Raw genomic sequence first — 26,096 nt, 5'->3', positions numbered from 1 at the left:
TGCTACACGCTAGCGTGCGGCGACAACGCCGAGCGTCGTCACGAGTGTCGCGTGATGCGGTTCACCAGTCTCGGTGATTTCGAGACCCTCGTCATTTGCCCACGCCAAGAATTCGGCCTGCGACGTGATGGTCGCCTGCGAGCGGGCGAGACGCTTCACGAGATCTCCCTTGGCCCGCTTATTGAAGTGATTGAGGGCGCGCACTCCCCCGTCTTCGGTTCGCTGAACGATGTCGAGTGTCAGCCACTCAACCGTGTCAGGAATCGGAGCGAGTGCAGCGTAGTCTTTCGACCGGAGGTCAAGCATGAACGCCTCTGGCCACTCGAAGTCGGCAAACGCTTCGAGCCAGGTCTTCTTCAACGTCGCCCCGAGCTCATCGGTGAGCCGTGACGATGCTGAAAGCCGGTAAGGCGGAATTTCGTCTGAGGCACTTACGAGACCGAAGAGAGCCGATTGAATGAAGACGTGGTCTGCGATCCACCCGCGAGATGCCTCATCGAGCTCATCTATCTCGATCTCATCAAAGAGCACCCCGACGTACCGCTCGATCGCAGCGAGCCCCTGAGCATCGCTCAGTCGCAGGTTGTGCTGAAGTTCGCCGGTGGCCTTCGCTCCAAGCTTGAAGGCCTTCTGTGCGCGCTCGGTGTCGCCGCTGACCGCGACGACCGCGTCGAGAACGCGTTTCCTGGTCTCACCCAGGTCTGCTTGGAAGAGCAGATTTTCTGCGCGAAAAATGGCGTTGCCGCCGTCAGGTCGCTTGGACTCTGACGGCGGCAACAGCACACGCATGAGAATAGTAGTTCGCCGTTAGGCGACGAGGGAAGCCTGCCCGGCAACAACCTCAACTGAGTTGCGGTTAACCGAGAAGAAACCACCCTCTGCGTTCACAACCACGACAGAACCGTCGGTGGTGGTGATGCGAACTGCACCATCACCGAGCACGGCGAGGAGCGGTTCGTGACCGGCAAGAATACCGATCTCGCCCTCGACCGTTTTTGCGACGATCTGGGTTGCTTCGCCTGACCAGACCTGACGGTCGGCCGACACGATGTTGACGCTGAGGGCAGCCATGATTAGCTTTCCTTCTGAATGCGAGCCCAGTTTTCCTCGACGTCAGAGATACCACCGACGTTGAAGAATGCCTGCTCTGCGACGTGGTCGAGTTCGCCCTTGCAGATCGCGTCGAACGACTCGATGGTCTCCTTGAGCGGAACGGTCGAACCTTCAACACCGGTGAACTTCTTCGCCATGTAGGTGTTCTGCGACAGGAACTGCTGAATGCGACGTGCGCGTGCAACGGTGATCTTGTCTTCTTCTGAGAGCTCGTCAACACCGAGAATCGCGATGATTTCCTGGAGTTCCTTGTTCTTCTGAAGAATCGCCTTCACGGTGGTCGCGACGCGGTAGTGGTCTTCACCCAAGTAACGCGGATCCATAATACGTGACGATGAGGTCAGCGGATCAATTGCCGGGTACAGACCCTGCGATGCAATCTCACGTGAGAGCTCGGTCGTCGCGTCAAGGTGCGCGAACGTCGTGGCGGGAGCCGGGTCAGTGTAGTCATCGGCAGGAACGTAAATCGCCTGCAGTGAGGTAATCGAGTGGCCACGGGTCGACGTAATGCGCTCCTGAAGGATACCCATTTCGTCGGCGAGGTTCGGCTGGTAGCCCACGGCTGAAGGCATACGGCCGAGCAGGGTTGAAACCTCTGAACCAGCCTGCGTGAAGCGGAAGATGTTGTCGATGAAGAGCAGCACGTCCTGCTTCTGCACGTCACGGAAGTACTCAGCCATGGTGAGGGCTGAGAGCGCGACGCGAAGACGGGTCCCGGGTGGCTCATCCATCTGGCCGAAGACCAGTGCGGTCTTGTCGAACACACCAGCTTCATCCATCTCGTGAATGAGGTCGTTACCCTCACGGGTACGCTCGCCAACACCGGCGAACACCGACACACCACCGTGATCCTGCGCAACACGCTGGATCATCTCTTGAATCAGAACGGTCTTACCAACACCGGCACCACCGAAGAGACCGATCTTACCGCCCTGTACGTAGGGGGTCAGAAGGTCAATCGACTTGATGCCCGTTTCGAAGAGCTGAGTCTTCGACTCGAGCTGATCGAATGCGGGAGGCGTGCGGTGGATGCTCCAGCGCTCGTTGACCTCAATGGTCTCGCCCTCGGGAAGGTTGAGCACGTTGCCGGCTACGTCGAACACCTTGCCCTTGGTGATGTCACCAACGGGAACGGTGATCGAATCGCCAGTGTCGATGACTTCCTGGCCACGAACGAGGCCGTCAGTCGGCTTCAGCGCGATGGCGCGAACAAGGTTGTCGCCGAGGTGCTGGGCTACCTCGAGCACGAGAGTGAAGGCTTCGCTCTCTTCACCAAAGTTGACACGGGTTTCGAGTGCGTTGTACACGGCCGGAATGGCATCGTGCGGGAACTCGATGTCGACAACAGGGCCGGTAACTCGGGCGATACGCCCGACAACCTTGGCCTCAGTCGCCTGAACAGCGGTTTCGGTCATTGCTTTCTCTTTCTCTGTTGCGTGTGTTAGCCGGCAAGCGCGTCAGCGCCGCCCACAATCTCTGAAATCTGCTGGGTAATCTCAGCCTGGCGCGCGTTGTTCGCGAGGCGCGTGTAGTCGCTGATCAACTTGTCTGCGTTGTCACTTGCCGACTTCATGGCCTTCTGCGTTGCGGCGTGCTTAGCGGCGGCCGACTGCAGCATCGCGTTAAAGATACGAGACTCGATGTATGCGGGAAGCACGGTGTCGAGTACGTTCTCTGGGCTGGGCTCAAACTCATACAGCGGCTCGATGTCGCTCGTGGGTGCAGCGACACCCTCGACGATCTCGAGTGGCAGCAAGCGGTTAACCTGAGCAACCTGGCTGACCATGCTCACGAGACGGTTGTACACGAGGTGAATCTCCTGTACCCCGCCCTCAGCTGCTTCACGGCTGAAGCGCTCGAGCAAGACATCACTGATCTCTTTTGCTGTCGAGAACTCGGGTGCCTCGGTACCACCGATCCACGAGCGCTCGGCTGCACGGTTTCTGAAGTTGAAGTAGCCCTGAGCCTTGCGGCCAATGAGGTAGTAAACAACCTCTTTGCCCTCGTCACGAAGGTGCTCGCTCAGCTGCTCGGCTTCACGAAGAACCTGTGAGTTAAAGGCACCGGCAAGGCCACGGTCTGAGGTAAAGACCACAACCGCTGCTCGCTCAACCGTCTCAGCCTCGGTGATGAGGGGGTGGCTGATGTTCGAGTAGTTTGCGACGGCTGAAACAGCACGCGTGAGGGCACGGGTATACGGATCAGATGCTTCAACCCGAGCCTTTGCCTTCTGAATGCGTGATGCCGCAATCAGCTCCATCGCACGGGTGATCTTCTTGGTCGTCTGGGCAGACTTAATTTTCTGCCGGTAGACCCGAAGTTGCGCTCCCATGTCTCTCCTGTGTCTAGAGTTACTGATCGAGAAGTGTGGTGCGGGGCAGCCTCAGCTGCCCCGCTGACCAACTACTTCTTGTTAACGACCAGCTGCTCCTGGTTGATGTCTTCGTCTGCGAGTGCGTCAAACTGCTCGTTGAGCGCCTTGCCCTCTGAAGTGCGGAACTCGAGCTTGAACTTCTCGATGAGAGCCGTCAGCGTTGCAACGGTTTCATCGTCGAGCACGTTCGTCTCACGAAGCGTCGTGAGTGCCTGCGAGTTGTTTGCAACGTAGTCGAGGAACTCGCGCTCGAAGCGCAGGACGTCTACGACTGGAACATCGTCAAAGTAACCCTTGGTACCAGCCCAGATCGACACGGTCTGATCTTCAACCGGGTACGGCGTGTACTGAGGCTGCTTGAGCAGCTCGGTGAGGCGTGCACCACGATCAAGCTGACGGCGGCTTGCAGCGTCGAGGTCTGATGCGAACATCGAGAATGCTTCAAGCGCACGGTACTGAGCGAGCTCAAGCTTCAACGTACCTGAAACCTTCTTGATCGACTTCACCTGAGCGTCGCCACCAACACGTGAAACCGAGATACCAACGTCAACCGCTGGGCGCTGGTTTGCGTTGAAGAGGTCGGACTGCAGGAAGATCTGGCCATCGGTAATCGAAATCACGTTGGTCGGAATGTATGCCGAGACGTCGTTTGCCTTGGTCTCAATGATCGGAAGGCCGGTCATCGAACCTGCACCGAGGTCGTCAGAAAGCTTTGCGCAACGCTCGAGGAGACGTGAGTGCAAGTAGAAAACGTCACCGGGGTATGCCTCGCGGCCCGGTGGGCGACGCAGCAAGAGTGACACAGCACGGTAGGCCTCAGCCTGCTTCGAAAGGTCATCGAACACGATGAGTACGTGCTTACCGTCGTACATCCAGTGCTGGCCGATAGCCGAGCCGGTATACGGAGCAAGGTACTTGAAGCCTGCGGGGTCTGACGCTGGTGAAGCAACGATGGTGGTGTACTCCATCGCTCCTGCGTCTTCGAGTGCACCCTTCACCGAAGCGATGGTTGAACCCTTCTGACCGATTGCGACGTAGATGCAACGAACCTGCTTCGTGGGGTCACCCGACTCCCAGTTAGCGCGCTGGTTGATGATCGTATCGATCGCGAGAGCGGTCTTACCGGTCTGGCGGTCGCCAATGATGAGCTGACGCTGGCCACGGCCAACGGGGATCATCGCGTCGATTGCCTTCATGCCGGTCTGCAGCGGCTCGTGAACCGACTTACGCTGCATAACGCCGGGAGCCTGGAGCTCGAGCGCACGACGACCCTCGATGCCGGTGATTTCACCGAGGCCATCGATGGGCTTGCCGAGTGGGTCAACCACGCGACCAAGGTAGCCCTCGCCAACCGGAACCGAGAGCACCTCACCGGTGCGAGTTACTGGCTGTCCCTCTGCGATCTCGGTGAACTCACCGAGCACAACGACACCAATTTCGTTCTCTTCAAGGTTCTGGGCGAGGCCCAGGGTGCCGTCGGCAAAACGAACAAGCTCGTTGGCCATGACGCCGGGGAGCCCCTCGACGTGTGCAATACCGTCGGCTGCGTCAATAACCGTTCCAACTTCGGTGCTCTCAGCACCAGCGGGCTCGTACGAGGCCGCAAAATCCTTCAAGGCGCCGCGAATTTCATCGGGGCTGATGGTGATTTCTGCCATTGTTTTTCCTCTAGTCAACCGGCCAAGCCGGAAAAGATGTAGTACCCGCTAGCCTGCGAGCTGGAGTCGAAGATCGTCGAGACGTGCTTTGACGCTGCCGTCAATCACGTTGTCGCCAATCTGAATTCGCACACCGCCCACGAGAGACGGATCGATGACGGTCGTCAGCTTCACCGCACGACCCGACTGGGTCGAGAGTAGTGTCTGCAGGCGCTCGAGACGAGCTGCATCGAGGGGTGCGGCGAGCGTTACCGTAGCAAGTTCGGCGCCTCCCTGGTCTGCGATGATCTTTGCGAAGTCACGAAGAACACGACCAATGCGACGGCCACGCGGCTGAGCCACGGTGTGCTCAACAACCTCAAGTGCGTTTGCCGAGACTTTGCCGTTGAACAGTTCGTGAACGACCTTGACCTTCTGCTCAGCTACACCCAGCTTGCTTCCGAGTGTGAGCTCAAGCTCGTGGTTTCCGCTGATCACTGTTTCGATGGCGAGAAGCTCTTCATCAAGACCGGGCTGAACCGAAGCGGCAGCACGAATTCCGAGCTCTTCAACACCTGCAACGAACTCGTCGGTGTTCGACCAGCGTTCGCCAGCTGCGGCGTTCAGTACGGCCTGAGTGCCCGCACCTGCCTCGGCGAAGACCTTTGCAACGAGTTCTTTTTTACTCTGCGCATCACCCGCGGGGTCGGTGAGCCCACCGACCAGGGCTGGCGAGCCCTCGAGCACAGCTGAAGCCTGCAGGAGCTCGCTACCGAGACCTGCCTGCGACTGTGAGTCGAGAACGCTGCGAGCCGCCGCTAGAGCGCTCCGTGAAGCACTGCCCATTTAGCCCACTGCCTTCGTGTTCTCAAGATCCGCAATGAAGCGGTCGACGAGGGCGGTAGCCTTTGCGTCTTCGCTGAGTGATTCACCGACGACGCCTGAGGCGAGGTCAATTGCGAGAGTGCCAACTTCCTTCTGGAGTGACACGTACGCGGTCTGACGCTCGGCTTCGATCTGTGTCTGAGCCGACTGAACAATGCGAGCCTGTTCGGTCGTTGCGTCTTCCTTCGCCTTTGCAACAATCTTGGTTGCATCCTGGCGAGCTGAATCGCGAATCTCAGCTGCTTCCTCGCGGGCGCCAGCAAGCTGGGCGTTGTATTCCTGCAGAGCGGCTTCGGCCTTGGCCTGAGCTTCGTCAGCCTTTGCAATGTTCCCTTCAATGGCCTCGGCGCGAGCGTCGAGCATTGCGGTGAACTTCGGAAGGAAAACCTTCCAAAATGCAATAAGGATGATGACGAAGATGATTGCCGACCAGAAGATGTCGTAATCCGCAGGAAGCAGTGGGTTTGGTTTACCCTCTGCAGCAGCAAGTACTGCGTTATTCATCGAGCCTCCCTTTCGAGACTAGGAAAAGTTGGAAGACTTACTGGAAGATGAAGTGGGTTGCGATACCGATGAGCGCGAGCGCCTCGGTGAACGCGATACCGATCCACATGAGTACCTGGAGGCGGCCTGCGAGCTCTGGCTGGCGAGCAACGCCTTCAATGGTCTTGCCAACAACGATGCCAAGGCCGATTGCGGGGCCGATTGCAGCGAGGCCGTAGCCTACGGTTGAGATGCTGCCCGAGATTTCTGCGAGAACAGTCACGTGAGTGATTTCCTTCCTTGAAGAGAACTACGCCGGTTGACGTAGCCCGAATTAGTGTTCTTCAGCCAGCGCGAGCTGGATGTAGACGCCAGTGAGAATGGTGAAGATGTAAGCCTGGAGGAATGCCACCAGGATTTCGAAGAGGGTGAATGCAAAGCCCACGACGAAAGTGCCAACACCGAAGAGCTTCATGAAGCCATCAGCGTTGAAGATGAAGAAGTTCGTTGCCGAGAAGAACAGCACGAGCAGCAAGTGGCCGACGAGCATGTTCATGAGCAGACGCAGCGTGAGCGTTGCCGGGCGAAGAACGAAGGTCGAGAAGAACTCGATCGGAGTAACAATGATGTACAGGGGCTTGGGAACGCCTGCTGGGAAGAGCGAGTTCTTGAAGAAGTTCTTCGGGCTCTTCTTCACACCCGCGTAAATGAAGGTGATGTAGGTCACGACCGCAAGCACGAGCGGAACGCCGATCACCGACGAGACACCAATGTTGAGGAATGGAATGATGCCGGTGATGTTGAACGCCAGAATCATGAAGAAGATCGAGGCAAGAATAGGCATGAAGCGCTTTGCATCGGCTTTACCGAGCAGGTCTTCAGCAATGTTCACGCGTACGAAGTCGAGTGCCATCTCAGTGATCGACTGACCACGGGTCGGGATCACACGCATGTTGCGAGTGCCGAGCCAGAAGAGAACGAGCAGAACGACCATCATGAGAACACGAATCATCATGATGCGGTTCATTGCGAAGATGGTGCCTTCGAAAAGTACGACGTCTGGGAAGAACTCGTCGATCGTTGGCGGGTGGAAGCCTCCCTCAAAGGGAAGAGCTGCCAAGGTCACGAGGTGCATAGCGGTTGCGGACAGCGCCAGTCTCCTGTTTCTCGGTGCGAGTACCTACTCACACAACTGCGATCATGGGACGAGATTCTTCATACCTGCTGATAATGCGCACACTTGAAGAACCTCGCCCATACTATCAACTTCTCGCCGCGAGCGAAACCTGTACGGGTAATAGGTTGTCTAGCGGCCAGAAACGAGCGGAATTCTTGATTTCAAGACGACAAAAGCGTCGATTGCGAGCGAGACGAGTACGCCAACGATCACGGCAATGAATAAAATGGTCGGGTCAAGCCATGGCTGTGATTTGAGCAGTAGAGCCGCAACAATGAAAAGAACAAACTTCAGTAGCCAGCCGCCGACCACGATGCCAAAGAACATTGGCACGTACAGGTCACTCTCAACAAAGCGGTTGGCAAATGCGATACTGCCGAGCGTCAAAGCGAAGAACACCCCGGCTCCTGCGGCGCCGAGCACCCCGCCGATAAGCCCTCGTTCCTCACTGACCAGCCAGCCGATAAGCCCAAACACGACCACCATGAGCACGGTCGCGACAACTGACCATTTGAGGGCCTTCACGAAGACGGGCTGCGAGACCGGCATTTCGCGCTCGGTCGGTTCTGGCTCTGGCTGCGGCATGGCGTTTGGCGTGAGTTCAGTCATGTCGTGGGATCCTCTCAAGGGTTACGAGTGTAACCGTAGCAATGTCTTTGCACGTGATGCTGGCACGAGGGTGACAACAAGACACAGCCCGCAGCCGATCACGAGAACAAGAATGGGAATGGTGTAGCCCTCGAGGGTAAAAGTGAGCAGGCAAGCGAGCGAGATCACGAGGGTCCACAGGTGAAAAATCATTGCCGCTTGCGTGTGCGAGTGGCCAAGATCGATGAGCTTATGGTGCAGATGGTGCCTGTCAGCACTGAAGGGACTCTTCCCCGCCCTCAGCCGGCGCACAACGGCAAGCAGGAGATCAGCGAGCGGCAGTGCGAGTACCGCAAAGGGCAAGATGATCGGAATCCATGAGGCAATCACCACGTCGGTGCTGAGCGAAGCCGGGTTCAACTGCCCGGTGACCATGATCGTTGATGTTGCCATGAGCAACCCGATCATGAGGGCCCCCGCGTCGCCCATGAACATTTTTGCTCGGTGCCAGTTGAACGGTAAGAAGCCAACGCACACTCCCACGAGCAACGCTGCGATGAGACTCGCAAAGCTCACCGACTCAGCACTGCCGAGGTCGCGTGCGAGCAGCATCGTATAGACGAAGAAGGTGAGGTTTGCGATGAGCGAAACGCCGACGACGAGACCGTCGAGCCCATCGATGAAGTTCATGGCGTTCATCACCGTCACCATAAGGAAGACCGTCAGCACCATGTTGATGTATGGTGACGCCACGATGAGGGTGTTGCCGAGCGGCAGCGAGAGAATCTGCACTCCCTGCCATGCGAGCAAACCGGCTGCGACCAGTTGAGCTCCGAGTTTCAGCATCCAGTCGAGGTCGATGAGGTCGTCGATGACACCGACCACGACGATAATCGTGACCGCGATAAGCAACGCCCACAATTGGCTGGTGTTTTGCAAAACGACGGCGAAGTCGTTGCCCCCGAACCACACCACACCGAGCATTCCGGCGAGTAGCCCTATATACATCGCGACCCCGCCAAGGCGTGGGGTCGGGTTCTGGTGCATGTCGCGTTCGCGAACCTCTGGAGCGAGCTGGTACTTACGGCTTACCCACAGCACCACGACCGAGGCGACCGCGGTTACCGCCGCCGCGAGCGCGCCCACCCATAGATACGGAATCACGAATTAGTTGCTCGATGCCTCGGCTGCCGGAGCTTCCTCGGCCGGCTGAGCTTCGGTCGGCTCTGCCCCGGTCGCCTCTGCGTCGGTCGGTTCTGAGTCAGCCAGCTCAGCGTCAGCCGGCTCTGCTTCGGTCAGCTCTGGCTCGGGCTCTGCTGGCGCTACGGGGCGCTTCGGGGCGACACTCACCTCGAGTTCGGGGCACACCTCAACGAGGTCTGCGATACCGACCGGGCCCTGTCGCAGAATGCGAAGCTTGCCCTCGCTCACGCGGGTGGCGTCGACAATGGTCGACGATTCGCCCGTAGGCACCTCGCCCGCGTCGAGCACGGCGGCAACCGAATCGCCGAGCATGTCGTCAGCCTCTGCCGCGTTCTTTGCCGCGGGAACGCCGTGCTTATTAGCGCTCGAGACCGCGAGTGGGCCTGTTTCGCGAAGAATCTCAAGGGTGACGTCGTGCGCGGGAATGCGCAGAGCGACGGTTCCCCCGGTATCGCCGAGGTCCCAGCTCAGCGAGGGCTGGGCCGGCAGAACGATCGTGAGTGGCCCAGGCCAGAACGCTGCCGCGAGTCGCTCAACGCACTCGGGGACGCTCTCGGCAAGGGCGCCAACCGCTGCCATATCGGCGACCATAACGGGAGGTGGCGACTGCCTGCCCCGCCCCTTCGCTTCGAGAAGTTTCGTTACGGCCTGCGGGCTAAAAGCGTCGGCCGCAACACCGTAAACGGTATCGGTGGGCAACACGATAAGCTCGCCGCGCCCAATTGCCTGACGCGCCGTACGGGCACCGATGAGCAACTGTGAGGCATCTGAGCAGTCAAAGAGTTCGGCCATGGGTCAAGAGTTTACTCCCAGTGCCTGAACTCAAGCTTTTGATGCGTGGGCGCGTTGCCGTCTCACAGGCGGCTGCGCACTCACGCTCTCGCGGTTGTCGCTCGGTCACGAAAGGTGAGATCACGGTGGGTCGCCGCCGAGGTCCATCCGTCAGCAGCCAAAATATCGCGCACTGCGCTGCCCTGCATCTCAGCGTGTTCAATGACGATGAGCCCTCCAGGACGCAGGTACTCGCGGTAGGTTCGGCTGATAATGCGGATGAGCGAAAGCCCGTCTTCGCCGCTGTAGAGCGCCAGATGCGGATCGTGATCACGCACCTCTGGATCTCGCGGAATAGCCCCGGAAGGAACATAGGGAGGGTTTGTCGCGATGACCGACAGCCTGCCCTTGAGTTGTTGGATCTCGGCGGGTGGCGAAGCGACGTCGCCCGCCAGAAGCGTCACCCTTCCGCCACCCAGGCGCGCAACGTTACGCTCTGCCCATGCCCTGGCGTGGTCGTCTTTCTCCACAGCCCACACTCGGCTTCGCGGCACTTCGGTCGCCATCGCGAGTGCGATGGCGCCGCTCCCCGTGCACAGATCAAGCGCGAGCGGCTCAGGCGTCATGTCTGCATGTAACTCATCGATGGCAAATTGCACAACGGTCTCTGTCTCTGGCCTGGGTACAAAAACACCGGGCCCTACGTCAAGTTCGCAGTGACGAAACGGAGCCTTGCCCGTGAGGTGCTGCAGTGGCACCCGTTGCGCACGCTCGCCCGCAAGTGAGTCGATGCGCTCTCGTTGCGCGAGTTCGAGCGTCCCTCCCATAATGGCGAGCGACTGCACCCTCCCCCGGCTTTCACCCAGGACAGAGCCTACGATGAGCTCAGCATCGGCCTGGGGGTCAGGAATACCAGCGGCCTCCAGAGTGTTGCAGAGTGATAGGAGCGCTTCATGAATGAGAAGCGAGTGTTCAGATGACAATGTGTGACACCATTCATAAGTTTACATTTGGCCTTCAATAACATTTCGCTATGATGGTTTCGTGCCATTCGGCGCTCAATGTATCGCACAACGAAAGGTAACCCATGTCGCGGGTATACAACAACATTACCGAGGCCTTCGGTAACACGCCCCTCGTGAAGCTCAATCGCGTCGCAGACGACGCGGGCGCAGAGGTCTACGCGAAGCTCGAGTTTTACAACCCCGCCGGAAGCGTCAAAGACCGTATCGGCATCGCCATCATCGACGCCGCCGAACAGTCGGGCGCGCTGAAGCCCGGCGGCACCATCGTTGAGGGCACGAGTGGCAACACCGGCATCGCACTCGCGTTCGTCGGGGCCGCACGCGGTTACCGCGTCATCCTCACCATGCCTGAGACCATGAGCATCGAGCGTCGTAAGCTCCTCCGCGCATACGGCGCAGAGATCGTTCTCACCGAAGGGCCCCTCGGCATGAAGGGCGCCGTCGCAAAGGCCGAAGAGATCGTCGCCGAGACCGAGGGCGCCGTGCTCGCCAACCAGTTTGGGAACGCCGCGAACCCCGCGATCCACCGTTCGACCACCGGCCCAGAGATCTGGAACGATACCGACGGCAGCGTCGACATTTTTGTCGCAGGCATTGGCACCGGCGGCACCATCACCGGCGCAGGCAGCTACCTCAAGGAGCAGAACCCTGAGGTCAAGGTCATCGCGGTCGAGCCGATCGATTCGCCGCTGCTCACCGACGGAAAAGCGGGCCCACACAAGATTCAGGGGCTCGGCGCCAACTTCGTTCCCGACGTACTCGACCGAGAGGTCTATGACGAGGTATTCGACGTAACCCTCGATGACTCGATCCGCACCGCTCGCGCGCTCGGCGCGTCAGAGGGCGTTCTTGCGGGCATCTCGGGCGGCGCCGCGGTCTATGCGGCGACCGAGGTCGCAAAGCGCCCCGAGAACAAGGGCAAGAAGATCGTCGTAGTCATTCCCGACTTCGGCGAGCGGTACTTCTCGACCGTATTGTTTGAGGATCTCAACCAGGAGTAAGACAGTAACTGTGGGTATGTTCAGTCGCATTCGCGAGGATATTGCAGCGGCCAAACAGCATGACCCGGCGGCCCGAGGAAGCGTAGAAATCTTCTGCGTGTACTCGGGCCTTCATGCCGTTTGGTGGCACCGTGCTGCCAACGCGCTCTGGCGCAGAGGCATGCGCTTTGTACCGCGCGTCATCTCACAAATCGTGCGCTGGTTCACTGGCATCGAGATTCACCCGGGAGCAACCATCGGTCGACGCCTCTTCATCGACCACGGCATGGGAGTGGTCATTGGCGAGACCGCCATCGTCGGCGACGACGTGCACCTCTACCATCAGGTCACCCTGGGCGGCACCGGCCACGAGAAGGGCAAGCGTCACCCGACCATTGGCGACCGGGTCACGATCGGGGCCGGCGCAAAGGTACTCGGCAATATCAGCATCGGTCACGATAGCGCTGTGGGCAGTAACGCGGTTGTCGTGCACAACAGCGAACCGTGGACGACGCTCGTGGGCATCCCCGCAAAGCCAAGGCCACGCCGCGGCGCACCCGTCGCCGAGATGCCAGACACGGCCGACTTTTACGTCATCTAGCGGCCCGAGCCGCGGTTCTTTTCGTTCCACCGAAGCGTTTTGCGCAGCTCAATGACGAGCAGGCAGAGCGCTGGGATCCACACCAGGTACTGTGTCGCGAATGCCCAGCGGAAGGCATCCATCGTGAAGGTCTCGGGCGACCCCGCACCTTGTGCGTCAAGCACGATACCCACGAGCAGCATCGCGATGAGCGCGGCAATAAAGCCGCCCATGTTCGCTGTGCCCGTCGAAAGCCCGATGAAGCGTCTCGGGGAGTGCGACCGCACGATCTCAAAAGCGATCATCGAGGCGGCGCCACCCATCGAGGTAATCGTCGTCACCGTCAGCACAAGCCACAGGGGCGGGGTACCTGGCCAGAGCAGCAGCACACCCCACGCAACGGCGATGACACACATGACGCTCATCGCAATGTGCACACGATGCTCGAGGTACCGCGAAGTGGCGCGACCAAGCACGAGACCCGCGAGGCCACCCGTAATTGCCATGCCGAACAGCACCGTCGATGCCGCGGTCGGGCTCATACCGATGCCGTATACGAGCAACGGAGTGCCCCAGAGCAGCAGCATCAAGTGCTGCGAAAAGGGCGTCGAGAAGTGCACCCAGAACGCGAGGCGCACGCCGGGAATGCCGAGCACAACGCGCATGTTTGCGAAGAACCGCTTGAGCGCGTTTGCCTCGGCGGCCACCGGAAGCGCAATGAGGCCCGTGTTCGAGGGCAGCGACGCGAGGCCAATACTGCCGTCGGCGAGCAACAGTTCGGCGCGCTCAGAAAGGTTGCCCCGCTTTCCACGGATCCGCTCGACCGTCGTGGGCTCACCCGGGGTATCGCGTAGCGTCATCGCACCGACGAGCACGACGAACAGGCAGGCAACCGCGATTCCGGTAAAGCCTGCGGCCCAGCCGAACACTCCTACAGCCAGTGAGAGCGGAAAGAGCGAAACGACCTGGCCTAGTGTGCCGAGCATACCCGTCAGCTGACCGAGCATTGGCAGCTTGCGAGCCGGGAACCAATCGGGCAGAAGCCTCATGAGGCTCGTAAAGATAAACGCGTCGCCGGCGCCGACAAGCATTCGGGCGACAATCGCGATCCACACCTCTCCTGCAAAAGCCATGCCGAACTGGCCCATGGCCATGAGCAAGCCGCCCGAGAGCACCACGCGTGTTACGCCAAAACGGTCGAGCAAGAGGCCGACCGGGATTTGCATCACCGCGTAGACGACGAGCTGCAACACCGCGAAAATCGAGAGGGTCGCTGCACCGATCGAGAATTGATCTTGCGCCGTCGGGCCAAGGGCCGAGAGCGACGTGCGATTGATAATCGCAATGATGTACATGAGCTCTGCGACGCCCCACACGAGCCAGGGGAGAAACCTTGGGGCGGTATCTTTACGGCGACTCACAGTATTGAGTCTAACTCTCGACACGTGCCGCTCTGTGCAGACGCGGCGATACCGTTCCCAGATTTTTGGTCAAACCATCACTCACGGGTGTTCAGGACGCTTGTCCCCCGCACCCCACCGACAACAAAAGCCTCGGCGTCGTCAACCGCGCCCGCACTCATGCGCACGAGGCTGATCACCTCGGTTGCTTCGTCGAGATCGATGGTCTTTTGCGCCCCATCGCATGCAACCTCAACCGGCCCATTCGATACGGTAGAGCCATCGGCGCCGACTAGGGAGAGCACAAACTCGGCGTTGCCCTTACCGAAGCAAGCAACGATGCCCTCAGTTGGCCGTACCTGCGCGTCGAGGGTCACGCTGAAGTTCGCGTCGTCATCTTCGGGAGCGGTATTCGACGTGACCCTGGACGAAAATGACCCCAGATTATCTTCGTCAGCAGAGAGTTCTTGCATGAGGGCTTCGGCCTTTGCTTCCGCCTCAGGCAGGGTGTCCTGGTGCGGCTGCGCACAGCCCGTGAGCAACGCAGCGACGCCGAGCACCGTGCAGGTCATCATCATTCGAGTACCCATGTACTGAAGCCTAGTGGGAGACCCCGCGCGAGATCTAGTGGTCGACGCGCACCGTATCGAGGTACCCGGCAATGCGCGAAATGGCTTCGGTGAGCACAACGGTGTCGGGCAGTGTCACAAAGCGTACGTGGTCTGGCGTCGGGTAGTTGAAGCCGCGCCCGTTCGTAATGAGCACGTTCGTTGCCCGCAACAGATCGATGACAAACGCCCGGTCGTCTTCAATGAGATAGCGCTCTGGGTCGAGTTTGGGAAAGAGGTAGAGGGCACCGTCTGGCTTCACGCACGTCACACCCGGAATCTCGGTGAGCAGTTGGTGCGCGAGCTCGGACTGCTCAAGCAGTCGCCCGCCCGGAGCCGTGAGGGCGCGGATCGAACTGTCGTCACTGAGCGCCGCGGGAATCGCGTACTGCGCGGGAACGTTGGCACACATACGCATGTTGGAGAGCAGTGTGATGCCCTCGATGAGCTCCTGTGCCCGCTCCTGATTGCCTGAAAGCACCATCCAGCCGCTTCGAAAGCCTGCGATGAGGTACGCCTTCGAGAGACCACCAAAGGTAATGCAGAGCGTCGACTCGACAAGCTTCGCAGCGTGCACGTGCTGTGCCCCGCGGTAGAGGATCTTCTCGTAGATCTCGTCAGCGAGCAGCACGAGGCCGTACCGCTCGGCTAGCTCGGCAAACTTGCGCACCAGCTCTTCTGAGTAGACGGCACCGGTGGGGTTGTTCGGGTTGATGAGCACGAGCGCGCGAGTCTTCGGAGTAATGAGCGACTCAATCTCTTCGAGATTGGGTTGCCAGTTGTCAGCCTCATCGCACACGTAATGCACGGCGCGGCCGCCTGAGAGCGTTACCTGCGCTGTCCACAACGGATAGTCGGGCGCGGGAATGAGCACTTCGTCGCCGGGGCCAAGCATGGCCTGGAGCACGATCGAGATGAGCTCGCTCACGCCGTTACCGATAAACACGTCATCGGGCGAGACGCTCGTGAGCCCCTCACCAGCCATGAACTCGGCAACCGCTTCGCGGGCCGCAGGAATGCCACGTGAGTCACTGTACCCCTCAGCAACCTGGAGCGCGTTCGTTACTGCTTCGCGCACCGCCTCGGGCGCTTCAAAGCCGAAGGGCGCCGGGTTACCAATGTTGAGCCGAAGCACCTTCTCACCGGCACGCTCAAGACGCTCAGCCTCTTGCAGAATCGGGCCACGAACGTCGTAGCGAACACCTCGAAGTTTCGGCCGACTGGCCGATGCGCTGCTCATTCACACAGGCCATTCTAGCCCGCGGTGCTGCGGGTGGCGATTCAGCTCGGTTTTGGGCAACGAAAAGGGCGCCGGAGGTTTCCCACCGGCGCCCTTTCCTTGCCAGATCTGAGCCTGGGCTTTACGTGCTAGTCGTTGCCGAGCTCTGCGAGTCGCGACTCTTCGTCGGCACGAATGCACGACTCGATCACAGCATCGAGCGCACCATTCATCACGTGATCAAGGTTGTAGGCCTTGAATCCCGTGCGGTGGTCGGCAATACGGTTCTCAGGAAAGTTATACGTGCGAATGCGCTCTGAACGATCCATCGTACGAATTTGGCCGGCGCGGTAGGCGCTTGCCTCGGCAGCGGCCTCTTCCTGCTTGCGAGCGAGCAGTCGTGCACGGAGCACGCGCATGCCCGCCTCACGGTTTTGCAGCTGGCTCTTCTCGTTCTGCATTGCAACGACGATGCCGGTCGGAATGTGTGTGATGCGCACGGCCGAGTCGGTCGTGTTCACCGATTGACCGCCCGGGCCTGATGAACGATACACGTCGATCTTGAGGTCGTTCTGCTGAATGTCGACCTCTTCTGGCTCATCGACCTCGGGGTACACGAGCACGCCCGTGGTTGAGGTGTGAATGCGACCCTGCGACTCGGTCACGGGAACGCGCTGCACGCGGTGCACGCCGCCCTCGTACTTGAGGTGCGCCCATACCCCCTGCGAGGGGTCTTGAGCGTTGCCCTTGATGGCAATCTGCACGTTCTTGTAACCGCCGAGATCGTTCTCGTCTTTCTCAAGAATCTCGGTCTTCCAGCCCTTCGACTCTGCGTAGTGCATGTACATGCGCAACAGGTCGGCACCGAAGAGGGCCGACTCAGCGCCGCCCTCACCACCTTTGATCTCAAGAATGACATCACGAGCGTCGTCTGGGTCACGCGGAATCAGCAGGCGACGAACCTTCTCCTGAGCCACCGCGAGCTGCTCTTCGAGCACGGGCACCTCTTCGGCGAACATGTCGTCTTCTTTCGCAAGCTCGCGAGCCGCTTCGAGGTCGTCACCGAGCTGTTGCCACTGTTCATAAGCGGCCTTAATTTTCGACAGCTCTGCGTAGCGACGGTTCACGCGCTTGGCGCGCACCTGGTCGCTGTGCAGCTCTGGGTCAGCGAGCTGCGTTTGCAGGTCTTGGTGCTCTTCGAGAAGCGTATGCACCTGATCAAACATGATTCTCCTTGAATTCTCTCTCGGTGTGCTGTCGGGGCGGGGCTACGCTAGAGCGCGCCCTGCGACTTCTGCAGCAGTGCGAGAAACTCAGCGTTTGACTGGGTCTTCTGCATGTTCGAGAGAATGGCCTCGCTCGCCTGGCTCTCCGGCTGCGCGCCGAGCGCGCGGCGAAGCTTCCAGGTCGCGTCAACCTCTTGGCTGGTCAGGAGCGTCTCCTCGTGACGGGTCGCCGAACCATTGAGGTTCAGTGCGGGGTACATGCGACGCTCGGCGAGCTCGCGCGAGAGGCGCAGTTCGCTGTTTGCCGCGGTGCGCAGCTCCTCGCAAATGACCTCGTCGGCACGTGAGCCTGTCTCGGTCAGTACCGTCGCGATAATCGTGAGCGATCCGCCGTGTTCTACGTTACGTGCTGAACCGAAGAGCTTTTTCGGTGCTGCGAGCTGTGAGGCGTCGATGTGGTTCGAATGGCCACGGCCCGAGCTCTGCGTCGAAGCGTTGTAGGCGCGGCTCAGTCGCGTGAGCGAGTCGAGCAGTACGACCACGTCGTGGCCGAGCTCGACGAGACGCTTTGCTCGCTCGATGGCGAGTTCGGCGACCGTGGTGTGGTCGTCTGCTGCGCGGTCGAAGGTCGAGGCGATGACCTCACCCTTCACCGTGCGCTCCATCTCAGTGACCTCTTCGGGGCGCTCGTCAACGAGCACCATCATGAGGTGAGCATCGGGGTGGTTCGCCGATACCGAAGCCGCGATCTCTTGCAGTGCGACCGACTTGCCCGAACGCTGTGCGCCAGCGACCAAAACGCGCTGGCCCTTGCCGATCGGCGCTACGAGATCGATGACTCGCGGGGTGACCTTGTCGGCGGTGGTCTCGAGACGCAGGCGGTCGACGGGGTGCAGCGGAGTGAGCTCTGCGAAGTCAACACGCTGCATGTCTTCGGTCAGGGCCGCACCGTTGACCGAGTCGATCTTGACGATTGCGTTGTACTTCTGGCGCCCGCCGTTGTCGTTCTCGGCTGGTTTGCGGATCGAGCCAACGATCGCGTCACCCTTGCGCAGGCCGTAGCGCTTCACCTGACCGAGCGAGACGTACACGTCTGACGGCCCGGGCAGATAACCCGAGGTGCGCACGAAAGCGTAGTTATCGAGCACGTCGAGAATGCCTGCGATCTGCAGCAGCACGTCTTCGTCAGTGAGCTCGGGATCGATGAGATCTTCGTTCTGCTGGCCGCGGCGCTTGCGGTCGCGCTGGCGGGTGCGGCTGCGTGACGACTGCTGGTCGTCACGGTCCTGACGCTGCCCCTGGCCCTCGCCCGACTGCTCGTTCTTTTCGCTCTGCTCAGACTTGTCGTTCTTCGCGTCGTTCTTATTGCCACGACCGTTCTGCTGGCCGTTGTTCTGCTGCGCCTCGCCCTTTTCTGCATCGTCCTGAGACTTAGCGCGGCTGCGTGAACGAGAGTTGCGACGGTTATCGCCCTTTGCCTGCTCGTCGGTGTTTGCCTGCTCTCCCTCAGCCTTGCCATCGGCCTTCGCGGCCTCGGTGGCTTCAGCGGCCTCAGCAGTATCGGCATCGCTCTTTTGCGCGGCGTTCTTTGCCGCAGCGCCCTTAGCGGCTGCACTCTTCGTGGCCGCACCCTTCGCGGTCGACGCACGGCGTGACGAAGTCTTAGTCTCGGCTGCGGGTTCCTGTCTCTCGGCCTCTGAGGTTCCCTCTGCCGCGGCCGCGGCGTCCTGCGCCTCAGCCTTCGCGGTTGTAGCACGACGCGTACGTTTGCGGGGAGCCTCTGCCTCGGCAGCTGCCGCAGCCGGTTCTTCAGCATTGTCTGCTGCTGATGCTTCGGCAGTCGCCTCAGTCGCGGTCTCTGCCTCTGCCTTCGCGGCTGGCTTGCGTCGGCGTGTCGCGGGCTTCTTTACCTCAGGCTCGGCCTGGGTCTCGGTGCTTTCAGCCACTGCCGGGGTCTCGGTTACCGCGGTTTCTGTCGCGGGAGTCTCTGCTGCTGGAGCTTCAGCTGCTGGTTCAGCAGCCTTCTTGCGCGCTCGAGAAGCCCGCTTCGGGGCTTCTGTCGCTGCGTCTTCGGCAGCTTCAGGAGCTTCGGCCTTCGTGGCCGCAGCCTTCGTCGTCTTGGCAGGTGCGGCTTCTCCAGCGGCTGCTTCGTCGGCCTTCGGCTGCTCTGCGTCGGTGACCGTCGCTTTCTTCGAGGTGGCCCTGCGCGGTGCGCGCTTCGGGGCCGTTACGGCTTCGCCGGTCTCGGGCGTTGCTGAAGCTTCTGGTGTTTCCGGTGATATTTCGTTGGAGTTCTGCTCCACGGTGATCCTTTCGGGGGTGCATGCTGGGGAGATCGCTGTGTTCGATCTGCAACTACCATGTGCATGCGTTGTGTGCCCTTTGTGCCGGGCGGGCATGACACCGCAACGCGTTATTCGCGTGATGCGATGGGGAAATGGTTGTTCCGGTGAGCGAGTGCTCTGAGTACTAAACCTGTTCTACTGTAGCACCCAACGTGTCAACCGCAAGAAGCTTTCGCTCCCAGGTTGCGTCATGGGCTTTGACGAGGGCAGCTGCCTCGAGTCGTTCTGCTGGCCCATTGCACAGTACGAGGATCGACGGGCCGGCTCCCGAGACCACTGCAGCGTGGCCCGCGGCACGCAGCGTATCAACGAGAGCCTTGGTGCGCGGCATCGCGACGCCGCGGTAGTCCTGGTGCAGTCGATCTTCGGTCGCCTCAAAGAGCAGCTCCGGGCTCTGCGTGAGCGCCGCGACTAGCAACGACGAACGTGAGAGATTAAACACCGCGTCGGCGTAGGGAACCTGCTCGGGCTGCAGGCTCCGGGCGAGTTCGGTCGACATCGTGAACTCTGGCACAAGCACGAGTGGCGACACTCCCCTGTGCACCGAGAGCTTCTTCGACCGGGGCCCATCTTCGTTTGTCCACGCGATGGTGAGCCCGCCAAACAGGGCCGGCGCGACATTGTCGGGGTGCCCTTCGAGCTCGGTCGCGAAGGTGAGTAGATCGTCGGCGCTCAAGGCAACGGAGCCTTCAAGGAGGCCGGCGGCAGCCATGACCCCAGCAACAATGGCTGAGCCCGACGAGCCCATGCCCCGGCTATGCGGAATACGGTTAACCGTTGTAAGGGCCATACCGGGCATGTCGCGCCCGAGGCGCTCATAGACGTGGGCAATTGAGCGCACGATGAGGTGCGACTCGTCGGTCGGGATGCTCTCGGCACCGATGCCCGTGACCGTTACCTGAAGCCCGGGTTCGCTGAGCTGTTCAACGGTGAGCTCGTCGCCCACCGACAACGCAATGCCCATGGTGTCAAAGCCTGGCCCAAGGTTCGCGCTCGTCGCGGGAACCCTCACGTGAATGCGTTTGGTCACTGGCACGTGTCTCTTCTTTCAAGTCTTGAGGCCGTTTCACTGAACGGCCGTAATGGTTATGACCCACCGCAAGCATCACTCACTGCGGCGAGTCACAACTGCTTAGTTGCCCTCCATGCGCAGCACGCTTGTGACGTGCCGCACAACGTCGCTCGCGTCAAGCGCGCGCACGGTTGCAGCGAGTGCCGCTTCGCGCGCGGTGTGGGTACCAATGACCAGCGTAGCGTTTCTTGGCCCTTCGCCGTCGCGTGAAGATTTGCTGGGGGCCTGCTCCACGCTCGCGGCGCTGACCCCCTGCTCGGCAAGAATGCCCGCGACAGAGGCAAGCACGCCTGGCTCATCGGCGACCTCGAGCATGATGAGGTACCGCGTGTAGACGTCTTCGACGGGCAAAATTTCGTACTGGGCATGGTTTGACATCTGAATGCCTGGCCCTCCAGCGACGTGTCGTTTCGCGGTCGAAACGAGGTCGCCCAGCACCGCGCTCGCGGTTTCGACACCGCCAGCGCCCGCACCGTAAAACATGAGTTCGCCCGCGGCCTCTGCCTCGACGAAGACCGCGTTCTTGCCCTCGTGCACTGCGGCAAGCGGGTGGTCACGGTTGATAAGAGCCGGGTATACCCGGGCTGAAACTCCGAGGCTCCCGTCGGGCGCTTCGACGCGCTCGGCAATTGCGAGCAGCTTGATGACCTGGCCGGCGTGCTTTGCGGTCTCGATCTGTTCTGCCGTAATCGCCGTAATGCCCTCGCGGTGCACGGCATCGACCGGCACGTTCGTGTGGAAGGCCATCGAGGCAAGAATCGTCGCCTTCTGCGCGGCATCGTAGCCCTCGACGTCGAGCGTTGGGTCAGCCTCGAGAAAACCGAGCTCAGCAGCGACCTTCATCGCATCCTCGGCACTGTCGCCAAAGCGATCCATGCGGTCGAGAATGTAGTTCGTCGACCCATTCACGATACCAAGCACACGGGTGATGTGATCGCCTGCGAGGCTCTCGCGAAGTGGCCTGAGAATGGGAATGGCGCCTGCGACGGCCGCCTCGTAAGTGAGCTGCGCACCAACGCGCTCGGTTGCCTCTGCGAGCTCTGCACCGCACTCGGCGATGAGCGCCTTGTTCGCGGTCACCACGTCGGCTCCAGCCTCGATCGCCTGCAAAATCAGCGTACGAGCGGGCTCGACCCCTCCCATGAGCTCAACAACGATGTCGGCACCGAGCACGAGCGTTTCGGCATCGGTCGTGAAGAGTTCACGCGGCAGCTCGACGTCTCGCTGAGCATCGATGTCACGCACGGCAATACCTGCGAGCGTGAGACGCGCGCCCACGCGTGCGGCCAGCTCATCGCCCTGCTCAATAATGAGCCTGGCTACCTGCGATCCAACCGATCCTGCTCCGAGCAATGCCACTCGAAGGTCTCTGTACCCGTTCACTGGGGCTCCATTTCTGTCACGTAAGGGGGAGGTTACGAGATCACGCTCTGCGCAACGAGGTCGGCCTCTGTTTGGCCTCGCACGATGAGCCGTGATGCTCCGTTGTGCACGGCGACCACGGGTGGCCTCGGCACATAGTTGTAGTTGCTTGAGAGCGCCCAGCAGTACGCACCCGTTGCCGGTACCGCAAGCACGTCGCCCGGCTGCACATCGCCCGGCAGCCACTCGCGCTCGATGAGCACGTCGCCCGCCTCGCAGTGCTTACCAACCACTCTCGTGAGGATCGGCTCCGCGGTGCTGAGCCGCGAAGCGATGCGTGCGACGTAGACCGAGTCGTAGAGCGCGGGCCGAGCGTTGTCGCTCATACCGCCATCGACGCTCACGTAGAGGCGCTCTGCCGCGCCCTCGTCTTGAGGGTCTGCTTCGGTCAGGGTCACGGGTTTCGTGGTACCGACCGTGTACAGGGTCACCCCAGCCGGGCCGATGATCGACCTTCCCGGCTCGAATGACATGTGAGGAATGTTGAGGCCGTATTCGGCACAGCTTGCGGCAACCGCATCAGCGATGAGGGTCGCGAGCGCACCAATCTCGGGCGCTTCTTCAGCTTCTTCAGAGGTGTAGGCGATGCCGAAGCCCCCGCCAAGGTTGAGCTCGGCAACCGTGCCCCCGGCCTCGAGTTCGGCGTACACGCTCAGGAGGCGCCTGGCTGATTCAGCAAAACCATCGGTCGCGAAAATCTGCGACCCAATGTGACAGTGCAGGCCACGAAAATCGAGCGAGGCATACGAACGAATCTCCGTTGCGAGCGCGACGGCCTGAACGAGCGGCACCCCAAACTTTTGGTCTTCGTGACTCGTGGCAAGGTAGCTATGGGTCGAGGCGTGAACCCCGCTATTGACGCGCAAAAAGACAGGTTGCCTCGTGTTGGCTGCCTCGGCTGCCCGCGCAACGCGTGCGATCTCTTGGGGGCTATCAATCACGATCGATCCGACGCCAGCTTCGACAGCACGTCGAATTTCGGCGTCAGACTTGTTGTTGCCGTGAACGCCGATGCGTGACGGGTCGACTCCCGCCGCGAGCGCGACCGCGAGCTCTCCCCCGGTTGCAACGTCAACGCCGAGGCCTTCTTCGCTCACCCACTCGGCAATAGCCACGGCCAGCATTGCCTTCGAGGCGTAGTACACCGAGACCTCTGCGCCGTGACGCCCAAACGCGCGTTCGAACGCTTCGCGAGTCTCGCGCGCCCGAGTGCGTGTTTCGTGCTCATCGATGACGTAGAGCGGCGAGCCGTACTGCTCAATGAGCTCGCCCGCTTTCACTCCCTGCAGCTTGATCTGCCCGCACTGGCTGCCGCGGCGTGCGGTTGACGGAAAAACGCGGGCATCAATGTCTACGCGTGTTTCATCGGTCATCAGGGGGCCTCTCGCTCGATGGTGAGTCATGAATAAGGTTCTATCGAGCCGCCAGAGAATGGTGAGTTCTTCTGGCGAGCGAGCCCGGATTGACCCCTGAAGCCATTCGAACGAGGTTTGCGCCTCGAAACAACTTGATAAGGCTACCAAATTCCCGAAGCCCCGCGGGAATGTGTGACAGATCGCTAGTCGCAGCTGCCGAGTTCTTGGAGCGTTTCGTCGATTCCTATTCGTGGGTCGGCAGAGAGCGTAACCGAGAGCTTTTTGGTCGTCGAGAGTGAGAGCCCGTCGAGCTGAACCCCCGCGGGCATATAACTCGCAACGCAAATATCGACCCCATTGGCGAAATCAGCGAAGAGTGGAAAGTCTGCGAGCTGGTCCACTCCGAGCGACAGAATGCCCGCCGCGTCGACCGCGATCGGTTCAATATGGAGCTGATGATCGACCACAGAGGGCTCAAATGTTACAGAAACCGGAACTTTCTGCCCGAACAGTGATAGCTCATTGTCAATCGAGAGCTGGTCACCGTCAATAATGAGCCGCTGCCCCACACCCTTACTGAGCGTCTGCAGCACCTCGGTCAGTTCTTGCTCGGTAAACGTTGCCGTGAGTGTCGTTTCGCCAAGTTCATGCTTCGAGGGATCGCGAGGCAGATCGCGCGCGTTCGCGGTGACCGAAGCGCGAATCCCATCGGCGAAGGGCACACTCTCTGCGCTCATCTGCACCTTCGAAAAGGTCCCGAAGATGACCTGCGGCGTGAGGTAACCCGAAATCTCAACGTCGACTGGGTGGTCTTCGCTCAACCCCACCGCTTCACGAGCCAGGTCGGCCATCGTCTTTGGCACGACCTGACGCATCACAAGCTCGGTTCCCCCGAGCAGGAGGGCGAGGATCGAGACCGTCGTAACGGCCGCGATCCACCCCCGCTTTTTAGGACGTTTCGTGGCCATCACATGCGCTCTGGCGCGCTCACGCCGAGCAGGTCGAGACCGTTGCGCAGCACGATACCGGTGGCATCGTTGAGCCAGAGACGCGTGCAGTGCAGATCTTCAACGGGAGCATCGGCGAGGGGGATCACGCGGCAGCTGTCGTACCAGCGGTTAAATGACGCGGCAAGCTCTTCGAGGTAGCGTGCGATGCGGTGCGGTTCGCGCAGCTCGGCCGACCAGGCCACGATGCGCGGGTACTCCTGCAGCTTGCCGAGCAGATCGTTCTCGGTGTCGTGCACGAGCAGCTCAGGCGCGAAGGCGCTACGGTCGATGCCAGCTGCCGCCGCGTTCCGGGCAACGGCCTGTGAACGAGCATGCGCGTACTGCACGTAGAAGACAGGGTTGTCGTTCGTGCGGCTTCGCAGCTGCTCACCGTCAAGCGCGAGCGGCGAATCTGCTGGGTAGCGCGCAAGCCAGTAACGCAGCGCGTCAGAGCCGAGCCACTCGAGCAGGTCGTCGAGCTCAATAATGTTGCCTGCACGCTTCGAGAGGCGTGCACCGTTGAGGTTCACGAGCTGACCGATGAGCACCGAAATATCGGTCTCGGGGTTATCGCCAGCGGCGCCCGCGATCGCCTTGAGGCGACCAACGTAGCCGTGGTGATCGGCTCCGAGCAGGTAGATCTTCTCACCGAAGCCGCGATCCATCTTCGAAAGATAGTAGGCGGCATCTGCGGCGAAGTAGGTGAAGATTCCGTTGCCGCGGGTAAACACGCGGTCTTTGTCATCGCCGAAGGCCGTCGTGCGAACCCAGGTCGCGTCGTCTTCTTCGTAAACGTGGCCCTGCTCGCGCAGGCGCTCCATAGCATTTTCGATCGCGCTCGGCGCACCGTTCTCGCCCGGCGCATGCATCGTGCGCTCTGAGAAGAACACGTCGAAGTGCACGTTGAACCGCTCGAGTGAGTCTTTGATCTCGGCGAGCTGCAGCTGATAGCCGATCTCGCTCGCTTCGGCGAGTGCCTCGTCGCGCGGCAGGTCGCCGAGGTCGGGGCGGGCCTCGATGATGCGCTTGCCGAGGTTCGTAATGTACTCGCCAGGGTAGGCATCTTCGGGGGCCGGCTCGCCAAGGGCTGCTGCGAGAACCGAGCGACCGAACTTGTCCATCTGGGCGCCGGCGTCGTTAATGTAGTACTCGTTCGTCACCTCGGCACCCGCGGCACGCAGCACCCGGGCAATCGAGTCGCCGAGCGCGGCCCAACGGGTGTGCCCCATGTGCAGCGGACCGGTCGGGTTCGCCGAGACAAACTCCATGTTGATGTTGTGGCCTGCGAGCACATCGCTGCGGCCATATGCTTCGCCCTGTTCGACAACGAGCTTGGCGGTTGCCCCCGCGCTCGCCGCGTCAAACGTCATGTTGATAAAGCCTGGGCCTGCAACCTCTGCTTTGGCAATACCGTCGAGCTCTGCGAGCTTCGCGGCAATATCCTCGGCGAGCTCACGCGGGTTCGTGCCAAGACGCTTCGCGAACTTCATCGCCACGTTTGAGGCCCAGTCACCGTGATCGCGGCTCTTCGGTCGCTCGAGCTGCACGTCGGCCTCGGTTACCTCGATGTCACTGCCGCGTGAGGCAATGACATCGGTCACGATGGTGAGAAGTGCTGCTTGAAGATCTTTCGGTGTCATAGCT

The 26,096-nt window shown here is 60.6% G+C and carries 25 protein-coding genes; 2 read left to right on the top strand and 23 right to left on the bottom strand.

What is annotated here, in order from left to right; all coding sequences use genetic code 11:
- Window positions 1-9 precede the first annotated feature (9 nt).
- The 13 genes from JSO19_RS10505 to prmC form a co-directional block, all read right to left on the bottom strand.
- Complete coding sequence (locus JSO19_RS10505; protein ID WP_270911608.1) at window positions 10-789, bottom strand: YaaA family protein; 780 nt, start codon at window positions 787-789, stop codon at window positions 10-12.
- An 18-nt stretch (window positions 790-807) separates the two neighbouring features.
- A complete protein-coding gene (locus JSO19_RS10500; RefSeq protein ID WP_270911607.1) occupies window positions 808-1,071 on the bottom strand; it encodes a F0F1 ATP synthase subunit epsilon in 264 nt (87 codons plus the stop codon).
- A gap of 2 nt (window positions 1,072-1,073) precedes the next feature.
- On the bottom strand, window positions 1,074-2,528 hold the full coding sequence (gene atpD, locus JSO19_RS10495) for a F0F1 ATP synthase subunit beta (RefSeq protein ID WP_217134222.1): 1,455 nt from the start codon (window positions 2,526-2,528) through the stop codon (window positions 1,074-1,076).
- 26 nt (window positions 2,529-2,554) lie between these two features.
- Window positions 2,555-3,445, bottom strand: coding sequence for a F0F1 ATP synthase subunit gamma (locus JSO19_RS10490; protein ID WP_270911606.1), 891 nt, complete (start codon window positions 3,443-3,445; stop codon window positions 2,555-2,557).
- 71 nt (window positions 3,446-3,516) lie between these two features.
- Entirely contained in the window at window positions 3,517-5,145 is a 1,629-nt protein-coding gene (atpA, locus tag JSO19_RS10485) for a F0F1 ATP synthase subunit alpha (RefSeq protein WP_217134218.1), read from the bottom strand.
- A 48-nt stretch (window positions 5,146-5,193) separates the two neighbouring features.
- Window positions 5,194-5,970: a F0F1 ATP synthase subunit delta gene (locus tag JSO19_RS10480; RefSeq protein ID WP_270911605.1), complete on the bottom strand. Its 777-nt coding sequence runs from the start codon at window positions 5,968-5,970 to the stop codon at window positions 5,194-5,196.
- Entirely contained in the window at window positions 5,971-6,513 is a 543-nt protein-coding gene (locus JSO19_RS10475) for a F0F1 ATP synthase subunit B (protein WP_270911604.1), read from the bottom strand.
- A 37-nt stretch (window positions 6,514-6,550) separates the two neighbouring features.
- Window positions 6,551-6,784 (bottom strand): ATP synthase F0 subunit C, encoded by a 234-nt coding sequence (atpE, locus tag JSO19_RS10470; RefSeq protein WP_217134833.1) that lies wholly within the window; start codon window positions 6,782-6,784, stop codon window positions 6,551-6,553.
- Window positions 6,785-6,826: 42 nt separating this feature from the next.
- Window positions 6,827-7,627 (bottom strand): F0F1 ATP synthase subunit A, encoded by an 801-nt coding sequence (gene atpB / locus JSO19_RS10465; RefSeq protein ID WP_217134214.1) that lies wholly within the window; start codon window positions 7,625-7,627, stop codon window positions 6,827-6,829.
- Window positions 7,628-7,798: 171 nt separating this feature from the next.
- Window positions 7,799-8,278 (bottom strand): 3-oxoacyl-ACP reductase, encoded by a 480-nt coding sequence (locus tag JSO19_RS10460; RefSeq protein WP_270911603.1) that lies wholly within the window; start codon window positions 8,276-8,278, stop codon window positions 7,799-7,801.
- Between the two features lie 21 nt (window positions 8,279-8,299).
- Window positions 8,300-9,421 (bottom strand): MraY family glycosyltransferase, encoded by a 1,122-nt coding sequence (locus tag JSO19_RS10455; protein ID WP_270911602.1) that lies wholly within the window; start codon window positions 9,419-9,421, stop codon window positions 8,300-8,302.
- Between the two features lie 3 nt (window positions 9,422-9,424).
- Window positions 9,425-10,252, bottom strand: coding sequence for an L-threonylcarbamoyladenylate synthase (locus JSO19_RS10450; RefSeq protein WP_333735213.1), 828 nt, complete (start codon window positions 10,250-10,252; stop codon window positions 9,425-9,427).
- An 80-nt stretch (window positions 10,253-10,332) separates the two neighbouring features.
- Window positions 10,333-11,214 (bottom strand): peptide chain release factor N(5)-glutamine methyltransferase, encoded by an 882-nt coding sequence (gene prmC / locus JSO19_RS10445; protein ID WP_270911600.1) that lies wholly within the window; start codon window positions 11,212-11,214, stop codon window positions 10,333-10,335.
- 104 nt (window positions 11,215-11,318) lie between these two features.
- Between prmC and cysK the strand changes: the two genes are divergently transcribed.
- Both cysK and epsC read left to right on the top strand, forming a co-directional pair.
- Entirely contained in the window at window positions 11,319-12,257 is a 939-nt protein-coding gene (gene cysK / locus JSO19_RS10440) for a cysteine synthase A (protein WP_270911599.1), read from the top strand.
- Window positions 12,258-12,267: 10 nt separating this feature from the next.
- Window positions 12,268-12,837: a serine O-acetyltransferase EpsC gene (epsC, locus tag JSO19_RS10435; RefSeq protein ID WP_270911598.1), complete on the top strand. Its 570-nt coding sequence runs from the start codon at window positions 12,268-12,270 to the stop codon at window positions 12,835-12,837.
- On the opposite strand, the gene JSO19_RS10430 is transcribed toward epsC, so the two are convergent.
- From JSO19_RS10430 to argS, 10 genes are all read right to left on the bottom strand, one after another.
- Window positions 12,834-14,237, bottom strand: coding sequence for an MFS transporter (locus JSO19_RS10430; protein ID WP_270911597.1), 1,404 nt, complete (start codon window positions 14,235-14,237; stop codon window positions 12,834-12,836). The two genes, epsC and JSO19_RS10430, sit on opposite strands and share 4 nt — an antisense overlap.
- Before the next feature lie 77 nt (window positions 14,238-14,314).
- Window positions 14,315-14,806: a hypothetical protein gene (locus tag JSO19_RS10425; protein WP_270911596.1), complete on the bottom strand. Its 492-nt coding sequence runs from the start codon at window positions 14,804-14,806 to the stop codon at window positions 14,315-14,317.
- A 34-nt stretch (window positions 14,807-14,840) separates the two neighbouring features.
- The gene (locus JSO19_RS10420) at window positions 14,841-16,064 is read right to left on the bottom strand and encodes a pyridoxal phosphate-dependent aminotransferase (RefSeq protein ID WP_270911595.1); all 1,224 of its coding nucleotides are present in this window, start codon (window positions 16,062-16,064) and stop codon (window positions 14,841-14,843) included.
- Between the two features lie 128 nt (window positions 16,065-16,192).
- Window positions 16,193-17,269: a peptide chain release factor 1 gene (gene prfA / locus JSO19_RS10415; protein WP_270911593.1), complete on the bottom strand. Its 1,077-nt coding sequence runs from the start codon at window positions 17,267-17,269 to the stop codon at window positions 16,193-16,195.
- Window positions 17,270-17,316: 47 nt separating this feature from the next.
- Window positions 17,317-19,572 carry a transcription termination factor Rho gene (gene rho / locus JSO19_RS10410; RefSeq protein ID WP_270911592.1) on the bottom strand — a complete coding sequence of 752 codons (2,256 nt, stop codon included), beginning with the start codon at window positions 19,570-19,572 and terminating at the stop codon, window positions 17,317-17,319.
- Between the two features lie 166 nt (window positions 19,573-19,738).
- Complete coding sequence (gene thrB / locus JSO19_RS10405) at window positions 19,739-20,650, bottom strand: homoserine kinase (protein WP_270911591.1); 912 nt, start codon at window positions 20,648-20,650, stop codon at window positions 19,739-19,741.
- Window positions 20,651-20,746: 96 nt separating this feature from the next.
- Window positions 20,747-22,069: a homoserine dehydrogenase gene (locus JSO19_RS10400; RefSeq protein WP_270911590.1), complete on the bottom strand. Its 1,323-nt coding sequence runs from the start codon at window positions 22,067-22,069 to the stop codon at window positions 20,747-20,749.
- Between the two features lie 32 nt (window positions 22,070-22,101).
- Complete coding sequence (gene lysA, locus JSO19_RS10395; protein ID WP_270911588.1) at window positions 22,102-23,481, bottom strand: diaminopimelate decarboxylase; 1,380 nt, start codon at window positions 23,479-23,481, stop codon at window positions 22,102-22,104.
- A gap of 185 nt (window positions 23,482-23,666) precedes the next feature.
- On the bottom strand, window positions 23,667-24,431 hold the full coding sequence (locus JSO19_RS10390) for an LmeA family phospholipid-binding protein (protein WP_270911586.1): 765 nt from the start codon (window positions 24,429-24,431) through the stop codon (window positions 23,667-23,669).
- The gene (gene argS, locus JSO19_RS10385) at window positions 24,431-26,092 is read right to left on the bottom strand and encodes an arginine--tRNA ligase (RefSeq protein WP_270911585.1); all 1,662 of its coding nucleotides are present in this window, start codon (window positions 26,090-26,092) and stop codon (window positions 24,431-24,433) included. Before argS ends, JSO19_RS10390 begins: the two co-directional genes overlap by 1 nt.
- Window positions 26,093-26,096 lie beyond the last annotated feature (4 nt).

It is taken from the genome of Leucobacter sp. UCMA 4100, from assembly GCF_027853335.1.
Taxonomy (GTDB): domain Bacteria; phylum Actinomycetota; class Actinomycetes; order Actinomycetales; family Microbacteriaceae; genus Leucobacter_A.
The sequence above is the reverse complement of the archived record's forward strand: the minus strand, read 5'-3'. Positions and strand labels throughout refer to the sequence as shown.